13 protein-coding genes are annotated in these 12,947 nt (G+C 64.6%); 3 read left to right on the top strand and 10 right to left on the bottom strand.

All coding sequences use genetic code 11. From position 1 onward, the window contains the following. Nucleotides 1-9: 9 nt before the first annotated feature. The 6 genes from VMR39_RS10050 to VMR39_RS10025 all read right to left on the bottom strand — a co-directional run bounded on the left by VMR39_RS10050 (nt 10) and on the right by VMR39_RS10025 (nt 8,496). Nucleotides 10-1,416 (bottom strand): efflux transporter outer membrane subunit, encoded by a 1,407-nt coding sequence (locus tag VMR39_RS10050; RefSeq protein ID WP_325415815.1) that lies wholly within the window; start codon nt 1,414-1,416, stop codon nt 10-12. 11 nt (nt 1,417-1,427) lie between these two features. Then, a complete protein-coding gene (locus tag VMR39_RS10045; RefSeq protein WP_325415814.1) occupies nt 1,428-4,613 on the bottom strand; it encodes a multidrug efflux RND transporter permease subunit in 3,186 nt (1,061 codons plus the stop codon). A gap of 110 nt (nt 4,614-4,723) precedes the next feature. Continuing rightward, the gene (locus VMR39_RS10040; protein WP_325415813.1) at nt 4,724-5,986 is read right to left on the bottom strand and encodes an efflux RND transporter periplasmic adaptor subunit; all 1,263 of its coding nucleotides are present in this window, start codon (nt 5,984-5,986) and stop codon (nt 4,724-4,726) included. After that, nucleotides 5,983-6,390, bottom strand: coding sequence for a hypothetical protein (locus VMR39_RS10035; protein ID WP_325415812.1), 408 nt, complete (start codon nt 6,388-6,390; stop codon nt 5,983-5,985). The genes VMR39_RS10040 and VMR39_RS10035 overlap by 4 nt, the downstream gene beginning before the upstream one ends. 414 nt (nt 6,391-6,804) lie before the next feature. Further along, nucleotides 6,805-7,407 (bottom strand): TetR/AcrR family transcriptional regulator, encoded by a 603-nt coding sequence (locus tag VMR39_RS10030; RefSeq protein WP_414712487.1) that lies wholly within the window; start codon nt 7,405-7,407, stop codon nt 6,805-6,807. A 54-nt stretch (nt 7,408-7,461) separates the two neighbouring features. Continuing rightward, nucleotides 7,462-8,496, bottom strand: a complete 1,035-nt coding sequence (locus VMR39_RS10025) for a LacI family DNA-binding transcriptional regulator (RefSeq protein ID WP_325415809.1) — start codon at nt 8,494-8,496, stop codon at nt 7,462-7,464. A 245-nt stretch (nt 8,497-8,741) separates the two neighbouring features. Here VMR39_RS10025 and VMR39_RS10020 point away from each other — a divergent pair, with 245 nt between their 5' ends. Both VMR39_RS10020 and VMR39_RS10015 read left to right on the top strand, forming a co-directional pair. After that, the gene (locus tag VMR39_RS10020; RefSeq protein ID WP_325415808.1) at nt 8,742-9,017 is read left to right on the top strand and encodes an HU family DNA-binding protein; all 276 of its coding nucleotides are present in this window, start codon (nt 8,742-8,744) and stop codon (nt 9,015-9,017) included. 21 nt (nt 9,018-9,038) lie between these two features. Then, a complete protein-coding gene (locus VMR39_RS10015) occupies nt 9,039-9,302 on the top strand; it encodes a hypothetical protein (protein WP_325415807.1) in 264 nt (87 codons plus the stop codon). A gap of 50 nt (nt 9,303-9,352) precedes the next feature. Here the strand turns inward: VMR39_RS10015 and VMR39_RS10010 are convergent, their stop codons facing one another. Beyond that, the gene (locus tag VMR39_RS10010) at nt 9,353-9,625 is read right to left on the bottom strand and encodes a UrcA family protein (RefSeq protein ID WP_325415806.1); all 273 of its coding nucleotides are present in this window, start codon (nt 9,623-9,625) and stop codon (nt 9,353-9,355) included. Between the two features lie 69 nt (nt 9,626-9,694). Continuing rightward, complete coding sequence (locus VMR39_RS10005) at nt 9,695-9,919, bottom strand: tautomerase family protein (protein ID WP_325415805.1); 225 nt, start codon at nt 9,917-9,919, stop codon at nt 9,695-9,697. A 133-nt stretch (nt 9,920-10,052) separates the two neighbouring features. Between VMR39_RS10005 and VMR39_RS10000 the strand changes: the two genes are divergently transcribed. Then, nucleotides 10,053-11,612, top strand: a complete 1,560-nt coding sequence (locus VMR39_RS10000; protein WP_325415804.1) for a winged helix-turn-helix domain-containing protein — start codon at nt 10,053-10,055, stop codon at nt 11,610-11,612. A gap of 332 nt (nt 11,613-11,944) precedes the next feature. Here VMR39_RS10000 and VMR39_RS09995 read toward each other — a convergent pair whose 3' ends face one another. Then, nucleotides 11,945-12,493, bottom strand: coding sequence for a GNAT family N-acetyltransferase (locus VMR39_RS09995; protein WP_325415803.1), 549 nt, complete (start codon nt 12,491-12,493; stop codon nt 11,945-11,947). After that, entirely contained in the window at nt 12,490-12,798 is a 309-nt protein-coding gene (locus VMR39_RS09990; RefSeq protein WP_325415801.1) for a DUF1778 domain-containing protein, read from the bottom strand. The genes VMR39_RS09995 and VMR39_RS09990 overlap by 4 nt, the downstream gene beginning before the upstream one ends. Nucleotides 12,799-12,947 lie beyond the last annotated feature (149 nt).

Here is a 12,947-nt window from a genome sequence, read left to right as displayed (position 1 = left end):
TGACTTGATCTAGATTATGGTCCAGCCGCCGCCGAGCGCGCGGAACAGGTCGACCTGCGCGAAGGCGACCGCACGGTTGGCGGCGGCGAGATCGGCGTCGGCGGCTGCCTGGGTGCGCAGCGCGTCGAGGACGGTCAGGAAGTCGATCTGCCCCTCCCGCTGGCGGGCGGTGCTGATGCGGGCGGCGCGGGCGGCTTCATCGCGTGCGGTCTGGAGCGCGGCGCGGCGTTGCAGGGCGTTGGCGTAGGTGGAGAGGGCGGTTTCCGTTTCCTCCAGCGCACGCAGCACCGTGCCGTCGAAGGTCGCGAGCGCCGCGTCGCCATCGGCCCGCGCCGCCGCGATGCGGGCGCGGTTGGCCTCCTGATTGGGGAAAGCCCAGCTGATGAGCGGTCCCAGCAGCCAGTTGAGCGGGCCGCCGCCGAAGATGTCGCCGCCCCCGATCGCCGTGGTGCTGATCGATCCGCCCAGCGTGATGCGGGGGTATAGGGCGGCGGTCGCCACGCCGATCCGCGCCGTGTCTCCCGCCAGCCGTTGTTCGGCTGCGCGCACGTCGGGGCGACGGGCGAGCAGCGCCTGACCGTCACCCACCGGGATGGGTTGGCTGAGGTCGGGCGTGACCTTGGCGTCGCGGACGGTCGCGGGCAGATCCTGCGGGGTGCGGCCGGTCAGCGTCGCGAGGCGGAAGAGCGCCGCATTGCGATCCGCCACCAGCGAGGGGATAAGCGCCCTTTGCTGGTCGCGCAGCGAGGTGATACGGATCACGTCGAGCCGGTCGGACCGGCCGACATCGAAGCGGGCCTGCGCGATGCGGAGCGACTGGTCGAGCAGGTCGACCGTCCGTTGCGCGACCGCGATGCGCTGGGCCGAGGCGGTGGCGTCGACATAGGCGCGGACTGTGTCGGCGACGACCGCGACCTTGACTGCGTCAGCGTCGGCCTGCGCCGCACCGGCGTCGCCGCGCGCGGCCTCTATGCTGCGCTTCACCCGGCCGAACAGGTCGACCTCATAAGCGACGTCCAGCCCCATATCGACGGTCCAGTTTTCCCGGTCCATGCCGGGCAGGGTCTGGGCCTGCGAGGCGCGGCCGTAGGTCGGCGATCCGCTGAGCGTGGTGCTGGGCAGCCGGTCGGAGCGGGCACCGCGCAACTGGGCGCGGGCGCGTTCCAGGCGGGCGACGGCGACGCGGATGTCGGTATTGGCCGACAGTGCATCCTTGACCAGCCCGTCGAGCAGCGGGTCGTTGTAGAGCCGCCACCAATGATCGTCGGCGGGTGCCTGGGCGACCGCCGGGTTCGCTGCCCCGATGAAGGGGGCGGCGGCCGTGGTCGGGGTGGCGGGTGCCTTATAGTCCGGCCCGGCGGCGCAGGCCGTGAGGGCGCTGGCGCCGAGCAGCAAGGCGATGAAGTTCCTTGTCATGGCTTTTGTCCTTATTCGGCCGGCTGCAATGCCGCAGCATCAGCTTGCCCGCGCCGGCGGCGGGCGAAGCGATCGCCCAGCGCGCGGCACACGACATAGAAGGTGGGGGTGAAGAGCAGGCCGAAGGCGGTGACACCGGCCATGCCGAAGAAGACCGCAGTGCCCAGCGCCTGCCGTAGCTCCGCACCGGCCCCGCTCGCGATCACCAGCGGCACAGCGCCGAGGATGAAGGCGAAGCTGGTCATCAGGATCGGGCGCAGGCGGGTCTGGGCCGCCTGAACCGCGGCTTCGACCGGCGACAAGCCCTGTTCGTCCTCAGCCTGCTTGGCGAATTCGACCACCAGGATGGCGTTCTTCGCGGCAAGGGCGATCAGCACGACCAGACCGATCTGCGTCAGGATGTTGTTGTCCATTCCCCGCAGGTTCACGCCCAGCATGGCCGCGAACAGACACATCGGCACGATCAGGATGATCGACAGCGGCAGCGTCAGGCTTTCATATTGCGCCGCCAGCACGAGGAAGACGAAGAAGACCGCCATGCCGAACACCAGCCCTGCGGTATTGCCCGCGATGACCTGCTGATAGGCGACGCCCGTCCATTCGCTGCCATAACCAGCAGGCGCGGCTTCTGCGAGCTTCTCCATGGTGGTCAGCGACTGGCCCGACGAATAGCCCGGCGCCGTGTCGCCGTCGATTTCCACCGCTGGCAGCAGGTTGTAGCGGACCACGCGATAGGGGCCGGTTTTGTCCTTGAAGGTCGAGACGGAACCGATCGGCACCATCTGGCCGCTGTTCGACCGGGTCTTGAGGTTGGCGATGTCGGCCACGGTGCCGCGATGATCGGCATCGGCCTGCGCGGTCACGCGATAGGTGCGGCCCAGCAGGTTGAAGTCGTTGACGAACGCCGACCCCAGATAGACCTGCATCGCTTCGAAGATGCGTTCGGGGGGCACGCCCAGCAGGTCTGCCTTACGCCGGTCGACGTCTGCGTAGACGCGCGGCGTGCCGACGTCGAACAGGGTGTAGACCATGGCGAGGCTGGGGGACTGGTTCGCCTTGGCGATCATGTCCTGCGCGACCTTGTTGAGTTCGGCGTAGCCGCGATCCTCGCGATCCTCCAGCATCATCCGATAGCCACCGGCCGAACCGATGCCCTGAATGAGCGGCGGGGGAACGAGCAGGATGCGCGCCTTGTCATAGCCGGCGACGGCCTTGTTCGCCTGTTCCATGATGCCGGCATAGGTGACGCCTTCCGCCTTGCGCTCGGCAAAGCTCTTGAAGGGAAAGTAGATCGCCGCGCTGTTGGGCGCCTGCGTCTGCGAGGGGCCATGGAAACCGGCGAACATGACCGCGCCGCGCAGGCCCTTCACCGGCAGGATCTTCTCCGCCACTTCGCGCGTCACCTTGTCGGTGCGTTCGAGCGAGGCGCCGGAGGGCAACTGCACGACCGCCAGGAAATAGCCCTGGTCCTGCGCCGGGATGAAGCCGCCGGGCGTCACCCAGAACAGGGCGATGGTAGCGGCAATCAGGCCGGAATAGGTCAGCAGCATCTTCTTGGGACGGGCGACGAGGAAGCGGGTGAGGCGACCATAGCCCGCGCTCATCCGGTCGAAACCGGTGTTGAATGCATCGACGGCCACGCCCAGCTTCTGCCGCCAGACCGGATCGCCGCTGCGGTCGCGCGGGCCGTGCTTTTCCTTTAGCAGGAGGGCGGCGGCAGCGGGCGACAGGGTGAGCGAGAGGATCAGCGAGATGATCGTCGCGGTCGAGATGGTGACGGCGAACTGCTGGTAGAAGGCGCCGGAAATGCCGGTGATGAAGAGCGTCGGCACGAACACCGCGCAGAGCACCAGCACGATCGCGACGAGCGCGGTCGACACTTCGTCCATGGAGGTGCGGGCAGCCTCCAGCGGGGACATGCCGTTTTCTATGTTGCGCTCGACATTCTCGACCACGACGATGGCGTCGTCGACGACGATGCCGATGGCGAGGACAAGGCCGAAGAGCGACAGGTTGTTGAGGCTGTAGCCTAGACCCGCAAGGATCGTGGCCGTGCCGATCAGCGACACGGGGATGGCGATGATCGGGATGATCGCCGCGCGCCAGTTCTGGAGGAAGACGAGGATGACCAGAACCACCAGCAGCACGGCTTCGATCAGCGTGTGATAGACGGCGTCGATCGACTGGCTGATGAATTCGGTGGGGTTGTAGATGACGCTATATTCAAGCCCCTTGGGGAAGCGCTTGGACAGGCCGTCCATTTCCGCCTTCACCTTTTCCGCTGCGTCGAGCGCGTTGGAGCCGGGGCGCTGCATCACCGCGATGACGACGGTGGGCTTGTTCGACAGATAGGTGTTGATGCCATAATCCTGCGCGCCCAGTTCCACGCGCGCGACATCGCTGACGCGCACCTGATGCCCGGTGGCGTCGGTGCGGATGACGATGTTGGAGAATTGCTGCGGTTCGGTCAGGCGGCCCTGCATCTCGACGCCAAGCTGGAAGGCTTCGCCGCGATCATAGGGGGGCTGGCCGATCGAGCCGGCCGATACCTGCACGTTCTGGGCGCGCAGCGCCGAGACGATCTCGCCCGCCGTCAGGTCCAGCGCGGCGGCGCGGTCGGGATCGATCCAGATGCGCATCGCATAATCGCGCGAGCCGAACAGTTGCACGTCGCCCACGCCGTCGAGACGGGCGAGGCGGTCGCGCACCTGCGTCAGCGCATAGTTGGACAGGTAATTGCGGTCGAACGTGCCGTCGGGCGATTGCAGGTTCACGACCATCAGGAATTCGGGCGTGGTCTTGCGGGTCACGACGCCAAGGCGCTGCACTTCTTCGGGCAGGCGCGGGATGGCGACGGCGACGCGGTTCTGCACCAGCACCTGCGCGGCATCGAGGTCGGTGCCGATCTTGAAGGTGACGGTGACGACGACCTTGCCGTCGCCGGTCGACTGGCTGCTCTGGTAGAGCATGTCGTCGACGCCGTTGATTTCCTGCTCGATCGGCGCGGCGACGGTCGATGCGACCGTTTCCGCCGATGCGCCGGGATATTGAGCGGAAACCGTGACCGTGGGGGGCACGATGTCGGGATATTGGGACACCGGCAGGCCGATGAAGGCGAGCGCGCCGACCACGGTGATGACCACCGCTATGACGGCGGCGAAGATCGGCCGGTCGATGAAGAAACGGGAGAAGCGCATCGGATCATCCTTTGCGAACGAGCGAAAGGGATGCCGCGCGATCCGGCGGGTGCCGGATCACGGGCAGAGAAATTTGAGCTGGCCCCTCCCGTGTGAAGGGAGGGTTCTAGTTACCGTGCGAAGGTCGCCTGCGCCGCCACCGGCGCGATGCTGTCGACCGGCGTGACCGGGGCGGGGGTCGGCCGGATCGCGGCCGCCTTCGCCGCCACCTTCGCGCCGGGCATGGCGGCCTGGATGTTGGAGACGATCACGCGGTCCTTGGGATCAAGGCCCGAACGGATGATCCGCAGCCCGTCGACGATCGGACCAAGCTCCACCGGCTTTGCCGTGACGCTGTCATCCTTGCCCACGACCAGCACGGTCTTGCGCGCCTGATCGGACTGGATCGCCTCGTCCGGGACCAACAGGGCATTGGCCCTGCCCCCATTGGCAAGGCGCATGTTGCCGAAGAGGCCGGGGGTCAGGAAATTGCCCGGATTGTCGAACACGGCGCGGATGCGGATCGTGCCAGAACGCGGATCGAGGCCATTATCGGTGAAGTCGAGCCGGCCCTTGTGGCGATATTCGGCTTCATCCTGCAAACGCACCTCGACCGCGCCTTCCACGCCTTTGTCGCGCTGCGACTTGAGGTAGAGCGCTTCGGAGGCATCGAAGTTGAAATAGATGGGGTCGAGCTTGTTGACCGTAGTCAGCAGGGTCGCGCCGGTACCTTCCGCCCCGGCCACCAGATTGCCGATGTCGACGCGGCGATCGGAGACGCGGCCGGAAATGGGCGCGCGCACCTGCGTGAATTCGACGTCGAGCGCGCGGCTGCGTTCGCGCGCCTGTGCCCCGGCGAGGGCGGCCTGCGCGGCCTGAAGCCGTGAGCGGAGCGAGTCGACTTCGCTGGCCGACACCGCTTCGTCGCCGCTGAGGCGCTGGACGCGGGCAAAGTCATTCTGCGCCAGCAGCAGGGCGCTGCGGGCCGATGCGCTGCTGGCCCGCGCTTCTGCGAGAGCGGCGAGGAAGGGGCGCTGGTCGATAGTGAAGAGCAATTGCCCCTGCCGGACGACATCGCCGTCGCGGAAATGGATGGCGGTCACTGCGCCCGATACGCGCGGGCGGATTTCCACCGTCTGGCTGGGGGCGAAGCGGCCGACATAATCATCCCATTGCGTCACGCTGCGGGCGAGCGGCGCGGAAACGCCGACCGCCGCCAGCGGGGCGGCCGATGCCTGTGCCTGCGGCTGGTCGAGCAGCTTCCAGCCGGCGCCCAGGATGGCAATTGCAGCGATGGCGGCGATCCCGCCATGACGACGGGACCATCGGCGTTTGGGCTGCGCGCCGGCGTCCGAATATTCGGCGTCGGCAGTGATTTTCGTGTGCTGGTTCATGCAAAACTCCGGCGTCCGCGAGCCGAACGGCCCGCGCTGATGGTGGCGAGCAGAAGCTCTAATTGTGCGGTGGAGAAGCCGGCTGCGCGGAAGGCGGCAAGGCCGGACAGCGAAACGGCATAGCCCTTGTGCCAGGCCTCGACGGCCAGGCGACGCAGCGCTTCCAGCCGTTCGCTGGCAAGGGTCAGATTGATTTCCTCGCCAAAAATCCAGCGGCGCAGGCGCGCGAACCGGCCCGGTCCCTGGAGCGAGCGCAGCCCGTCCGAGCGAGCGAGCGAAACGATCTGCCATTCCTCCGTCGAAAATCCGGCCGGTTCCGTCGCCCGAACGACGGTCTGGGCGATGCTGGCGCCCATGGCCATCTGCGGGCCGGCGAGCGGCTGTGCGAAATCCAGAAATGCCATGGCGATTTCCTTCCCGATAGGATGAGGACGCGTGTCTACGACCGGAACCGCGCCGTCGCGTCCCGTGCCTTGCGCCCGAAATTTGCGCGAACGATCCTGTCTGCGCGCGCCGGTTGGCGCGTCAGTGGAAAGATCGAGAGATGTGGATCAGGATGCTCCCGTCGCCGGGAAGCTGCCCCTTACGCCGCCGTCAGCAACAGCGCCTGTGTTTGAGATTGTACCGCATGATGACCTCCCTGGGCCTGTACCCAGCCAGTTCTATACTGATCGGTATATATTAACGTGACCTTGCTGGTCAACCTTTATTTTGTACCGGCAGGTATTTTATTCGCGGTGCAGCATTTTCAAGGGGGTGGATGCTACGAGGGCGAAAATAATTTCAGGCAGGCTTGAAACGAAAGAAGTCGGGCCGCGTCAGCGGCCGGGCCACATGGAAAGCGTGGTTTCGATCAGCGTTTCCAGCCGTTCGGCCGGCACGCCCGCGCTGGCCTGCACGGCCATGCCCTGCATGACGGTCGACAAATAGCAGGCCAGCGCCTGCGGTTCGACATGGTCGGGCAGGTCGCCTTCCTCACGCGCGCGCTCGAACCGTTCGAGGAGCGCGCGGTCAGACGAAGCGCGGCGGGCGATCACCTCGTCGCGGATACATTCCGAATGGGCAGTACCGCCCACCGAACTGATGACGCCCATGCAGCCCTTGGGGTCGGTGCTGTTGGTCTGGATCGCCAGGCCCCCCCGTAGCAACCGTTCCGCCACCGCTTTGGACGTAGGCGCTTCGAGCGCGGATTTCACATAGCAGAGCTTGTCGCGCTCATAGAGGTCGAGCGCTTTGCGGAACAGGGCTTCCTTGTTGCCGAAGCAGGCGTAAAGGCTGGGCTTGGTGATGCCCATCGCTTCGGTGAGTTCGGCCAGCGACGCAGCTTCGTAGCCACGGCGCCAGAAAACCTCGAGCGCAGCCGTGAGCGCTTCTTCGGGATCGAACTCCCGAGGACGCCCGCGTCCGCTATGTGTAGCCATTTCCATACCGAGCGGTATATAGTGAAGGTGGATGCAGAGTCCAGTGGCGGCATATCAGGCGGGCGGCGGCGCGCTGGATTGGGATTCCCGCAAGGCGAGCGGCGGGACCGCCAGTTCAACCGGTGGTTCGCCTTCGATCAGGTCGATCAGGTGGCGGGTCGCGATATGCGCCATCTCGCCGAAAGGACGCACGACGGTGGTGAGCGAGGGGGTCAGCATCTCCGCTAGCAGGCTACCGTCGAAGCCGACCACCGACAGGGTAGCTGGCACGGCGATACCGCGTTCCGCCGCGACCTTCAGCACGCCGGCGGCCATGATGTCATTGGCGGCGAAGATGGCGGTCGGCGGGGTGGGCAGCGACAGCAGCGCACGGGCGGCCGCGATCCCGGCGGCCAGGCTATAGTCGCCCTCGATCTCGCCCAGCAGCGGCGTGTCCGCTTCCTCCAGCGCCGCAATGAAGCCCTGCCGGCGTTCGCAGGCGGACATCATCGCCTGCGGGCCGGTGATCATCGCGATGTGGCGATGGCCAAGCGACAGGAGATAACGGGCGACATCACCTGCTGCCTCGCGCTCCGGAGAGAGAAGGACGGCGCCATAGCCCGCGATCGGCACGGAGGAGAGCGCAACGGCATGCACGCGTTCGGCCTTCAGCGCTTCGGGCAGGCCGGCGATGCCGGACACGGGGGGCAGGACGATCAGGCCATCGACCCGCGAGCGGCGCGCGAAATCGAGTATATGGTCGATGCCGCTTTCCTCGGTCAGCGGCACGGCATGGCTGATCACTTCATAGCCGCGCCCCGTCGCTTCCTGCCCGACGCCGCGCTGGACTGTGTCGAGTACCAGCGCGTTGCGGTCATGATGCACCATCCCGATCAGCAGCGAACGCCCCATGGCGAGTGCGCGCGCTCGCAGGCTGGGCTTGAAATTCAGCTTGTCGATCGCGGCCTGGATGCGCTCGCGCGTATCCTTGTTGACCTTCGGACTCTTGTTGAGGACGCGCGAGACGGTGCGAATGGAGACGCCCGCGACGGTCGCGACATCGGCGATCGTTGGTTCGCTCCCGCCAAAATCACTCTGTGGATCGTCCATGCGGCGTCGTCATTCCTGCTGTGGACGCTCTTCTTAGGCAGGCTCGCCCGGCAATACAAATGCGAGTCAACCTCATGACAGTGCCGTGGTTATGGCCGCTCGATCCGACGAATCCCCATTTTAATCCGGTCACCGGTTCGCGACCCGGCTGATTTCATTCGACGGCCTCCATATCATTAGACCGTGGACGAGCCGCCAACTGGCCGCTATTTCCAGCCGTTCCATAATCAGGAGCTTATATCCTCATGAACAACACCGATCTTGCCGAAGCGGTTGCCGCATCCCACGACATCAGCAAGGCCGACGCGCGCAAGCTGGTCGACAGCGTGATCGGCGCCATCGCCGACGCTGCCGCCAAGGGTGACGAAGTGTCGCTCAACGGCTTTGGCAAGTTTAAGGTCAAGGACAGCCCGGCGCGTCAGGGTCGCAACCCCGCCACCGGCGCCGTGATCGAGATCGCCGCGTCGAAGAAGCTGACCTTCACGCCTGCCAAGGCGGTCAAGGATCGGCTGAACGGCTGATCCTGGGGAGCTATCGCTTCCATGAATTTCGATGATCAGATGCATCGCTATTTCGGCACCACCGACCTTGATGCGGTGATGCCCGAAGCGATGGCCGCTGGCATTGAGCGGATGCGCGTCGACCTTGGCCTGGAAACGGGCCAAGGTCGACGCTTCGCGCTCTGGTCCTTCCTCTTTCTCCTCGACGCGGCGCCGGATATCGACACGACGTTCGAAGAAGCCGCCGATCGCAATGCTGCGCGCGACTTCATGGAGATGATGGAGAAGGGGACCGCGGGCGACTGATCCCGCCTCGCCCGTTTCCCGTACCCCAATATTATCGTCCGTTTCGAGAGTTACATTCTCGGATAGGAGGGCGGCGTCATGCCGACTGTGGCGGATCGACGGCACAGACGTTCCGAATGGAGCGCGAGCGCAGAATTGTCCGGTTGCGCGCAAATCTTGCGGATCGTCACGCTGATGCGCGCCTTCAACCGTCGGATATCCTCCGTACGCGACAGGTCGAGGTCGCTCGACGGCACGACCACGCCGGGAATGGCTTCCGCGCTGCCGACCGCTGGCGTCGCCATACCGATCGCCAGCGACAGAAACAGTTTCGCTGCGTTCATCTCTCTCTCCTTCTCTATGAGGGGCTCCGCGCGGCACAGGCAGGCGCGAAGGCCCCGTCAACGACTTGCTCAGGCCGCTATCTTTCCAGACAGCGCATGGACGTCCGCAGCATGGAGCAACTGGCCGCCAATGCCCCAGTCTCCCTGCTCGACTTCATGGATGCGCACCCAGGTGACTTGGCGCATCGCTTCGCCTTCCACCGCGACCACCGCTTCGGTGACGCCCGAAATCAGCTGGCGCTTTTCCTCGGGGGTGAAGACATCGCGGATGATATCGATGGTAACCAGGGGCATTTCTCTCTCCTTCATGCTATGAAAAGGGCCATGTCGGCCCGATGCAGGCACGATAGGCCGCGTGGCGCAGCGATGCTTGAAGGGCGCATGGAGAAATCATGAAGATTCCTCGGATTTCCTCGGCTGAAGCATCATGATCTTCCGGTTCGACTGCTTCGAACTAGATACGGCGCGCTTCGAGCTTCGGAGGGGCGGTGCCACCATCCATCTGGAGCCACAGGTTCTGTCTCTGCTTTCGCTGCTGGTCGCCAATGCCGACCGGATGGTGAGCAAGGACGAGATCGTGGAGAAGATATGGAACAACCGCATCGTCTCCGAAGCCGCCATCGCCGCCCGCATCAAGTCCGCGCGCAAGGCGATCGGCGACGACGGCCAGCGACAGCATCTGATCCGCACCATCCATGGCAAGGGGTTCCGATTTGCCGGACAGATCGGTTTCGCGGATGCCCCGGCCGCGATCGCACCGATCCTGACCGAGCGCGCGGCGGCCCCAACCGATGGGCTGCGGGATCGCCCCTCCATCGCGGTCCTGCCGTTCCGTCTGGTCGGCGCGTCGGACGATGCGGCTTTCGTGGCCGACGCCCTTGCCGATGAACTCATCGCTGACCTCGCCAGGCTCCGCTGGCTGTTCGTCATCGCGCGCGGATCATCCTTCCGCTTCCGCCACGATCAGTTGGACTTTCCGCAACTGGGGCGAACGCTGGGCGTGCGCTATTGCCTGACTGGCGCCATCACATTTTCGGGCAATCGCATCTCATGCGTTACCGATCTGGTCGAAACCGAGAGCGGAGGCATCGTCTGGGCAGGCCGCCACGAAGAGGATATGGCCAATATCCATGCTATCCGGCGCGACATCGTCGCCAACATGGTCGCCACGCTGGAAATCAGCATCGCCCAGAACGAGGCCCAGCGAGTCCGCTGCCAGGATATCGGGCAGATGAGTGCATGGTCGGCCTATCATATTGGTCTAGATCATATGTTCCGCTTCAACCGGGCAGATAATGAGGTGGCTGGCCGCCTGTTCGACCGTGCGGTAGAGACGGCGCCCGATTTTGCGCGGGCCTGTGCCGGCAAGTCCTTCACTCATTTCCAGAACGCCTTTCTCGGCTATCGCGCCGATCATTCCGCGGAAGCCGCCGCCGCGTATAGGCTGGCGGAAAGGGCAGTGCAGCTAGATCGCCTCGATCCTTTCTGCCATTTCAACATGGGTCGGTCGTTATGGCTGGAGGGCGATCTGACCGGCAGCATCGACTGGCTGGAGCAGGCCACGACGATCAGCCCCAGTTATGCTCAGGGCGTCTACAGCAAGGCATGGGCCAGGACGCTGGCGGGCGATGCCGTCGCCGGCGAGGAGAATGCCTCGCTTGCACTTGCGCTCAGTCCGCTGGATCCGCTCCGCTATGCGATGATCGCGACCTGCGCACTCAGCCGGCTGATGCTGGGCGACCATGAAAACGCCGCGCTCCTCGCCGAGCGTGCGGCGCGATCGCCGGGCGCTCACAAGCATATAGCCGTCATCGCCGCCCTGTCGACCCACATGGCCGGTCAGGCCGAAAGCGCGCAGCGATGGCGTGGCTTTGTTCGGCAGATCGCTCCCGACTTCAGCGGTCGGGACTTTCTTCGCTCCTTCCCGTTCGCGCCGACGATGGTGCGGGAAATGATCGAGCGGGGCTTGCGGGATCTCGGATTCTGATCGCACCGGTGCCACTCGGGTGTGGCCGTCACTTCGAAGCGGGGCAAGGATCGGGCGGGAAAACCGATATCCGGGAAGGTTTTTGGCGGAGCGGGAGTCCGAATTTCATAGTTGAAATCATTGCCATTTTCCTGTCGTCCAGCTCTATTCCCAAATCTATACCCAATTTCAGCGGCGGTTTCCGGCGAACCACTGCGGCCAATTCTGATCAAAAGCCTCCATACGTACCGATATAATTCCTCGGTATTTATGCAAGGTGACCAAGGACTTGTATCACCATAATACCGCACGCATATGGCTCAGGCCAGTCCTCTTTCCGCACGGCTTGGCCATCACGTGCCCGCTAGCAGCTGGCGGATCGTCGCTACCGGGATGAACAGCCGCAGCGGATTAGATGGCAGCGGGATGAACCCATATCCCTGATAGAGGCGCTTGCGGCGCTCCACCTGGTCGGGGTCACCGCAATCGAGAACGTCGAGTATTGCCACGGCGATGCCGATTGCATCTGCGGCGCGGGCGATCCGCGTGAGGCTGTCGACCAGCAAATCGCCGCCATAGCCTTGGCCCTGATGGTGCTTATCGACCCCGATCATCGATATATAGGCGGCCGGTATCTGACCATGCCCGGGCCTGGCACGAGCATATGGGGCCGGAAGATCCGTATAGTCGACCGCATGAGCATTGAGGGCGTGGAAACCGACGACGGTTCCTTCGGGATCGCTCATGACAAACACGCGCAGGTTGTCCGCCTTGGCCAGCTTGTTCGCGGTTTTCTTGAAGAAATTGTCGACCTGCTCGATCCCACAGGAAAATCCCGCCCGATCATGTCGGGCGGGATCAAGCGGCTCAATGGTGAAACGCGGTGCGGCGGTATCCGTCACTTGCTGGCGATCGTTTCGCCGTGACGCTTAAAGGCTGCGCGCAATTTGTCCGTCGGAGCCGGCGGATTGTCGAGCGCTGCGAAAAACACCTCATGGTCCACCGGTTGGAGCGTCGTGCGCTCATGCGCTGCGATCGTCTCCATCGCCGATTTATAGGCGGCGTTGATCGCGAACACCGAATCATCGACACCCGCCAATGCCGCGGCGCGCTGGATGGCACGCTTGATGCGCGGCTTCGTCCGGAAATTCATCCGTTCGCTGCTGCGCTCTTCGATGTCACCGATCTTGTCCTGAAAGCCCAACATGGCTCTGCTCCTCGTTGGGTATTATGTACGTCATATGGGCGTACATGTCAACAACTCCGGCTGCTCCGCACCGGGATTAGTCTCATCCGGCATTCTCGGCATAGGTGACGGCTTGCGCTGCCCACAATATTCCGCCCAGGCAGTCATGA

The organism is Sphingobium sp. (assembly GCF_035511395.1).
Taxonomy (GTDB): Bacteria; Pseudomonadota; Alphaproteobacteria; order Sphingomonadales; family Sphingomonadaceae; genus Sphingobium.
This window is presented reverse-complemented; position numbering and strand designations above follow the sequence as displayed.

What these genes read in the sequence shown, in the direction of transcription:
- VMR39_RS10020 (WP_325415808.1), top strand. Translation starts at nt 8,742, where the DNA reads ATGAACAACACCGATCTTGCCGAAGCGGTTGCCGCATCCCACGACATC.
- VMR39_RS10050 (WP_325415815.1), bottom strand. Translation starts at nt 1,416, where the DNA reads ATGACAAGGAACTTCATCGCCTTGCTGCTCGGCGCCAGCGCCCTCACG.
- VMR39_RS10045 (WP_325415814.1), bottom strand. Translation starts at nt 4,613, where the DNA reads ATGCGCTTCTCCCGTTTCTTCATCGACCGGCCGATCTTCGCCGCCGTC.
- VMR39_RS10000 (WP_325415804.1), top strand. Translation starts at nt 10,053, where the DNA reads ATGATCTTCCGGTTCGACTGCTTCGAACTAGATACGGCGCGCTTCGAG.
- VMR39_RS10010 (WP_325415806.1), bottom strand. Translation starts at nt 9,625, where the DNA reads ATGAACGCAGCGAAACTGTTTCTGTCGCTGGCGATCGGTATGGCGACG.
- VMR39_RS09990 (WP_325415801.1), bottom strand. Translation starts at nt 12,798, where the DNA reads ATGTTGGGCTTTCAGGACAAGATCGGTGACATCGAAGAGCGCAGCAGC.
- VMR39_RS10025 (WP_325415809.1), bottom strand. Translation starts at nt 8,496, where the DNA reads ATGGACGATCCACAGAGTGATTTTGGCGGGAGCGAACCAACGATCGCC.
- VMR39_RS10035 (WP_325415812.1), bottom strand. Translation starts at nt 6,390, where the DNA reads ATGGCATTTCTGGATTTCGCACAGCCGCTCGCCGGCCCGCAGATGGCC.
- VMR39_RS10040 (WP_325415813.1), bottom strand. Translation starts at nt 5,986, where the DNA reads ATGAACCAGCACACGAAAATCACTGCCGACGCCGAATATTCGGACGCC.
- VMR39_RS10030 (WP_414712487.1), bottom strand. Translation starts at nt 7,407, where the DNA reads ATGGCTACACATAGCGGACGCGGGCGTCCTCGGGAGTTCGATCCCGAA.
- VMR39_RS10005 (WP_325415805.1), bottom strand. Translation starts at nt 9,919, where the DNA reads ATGCCCCTGGTTACCATCGATATCATCCGCGATGTCTTCACCCCCGAG.
- VMR39_RS10015 (WP_325415807.1), top strand. Translation starts at nt 9,039, where the DNA reads ATGAATTTCGATGATCAGATGCATCGCTATTTCGGCACCACCGACCTT.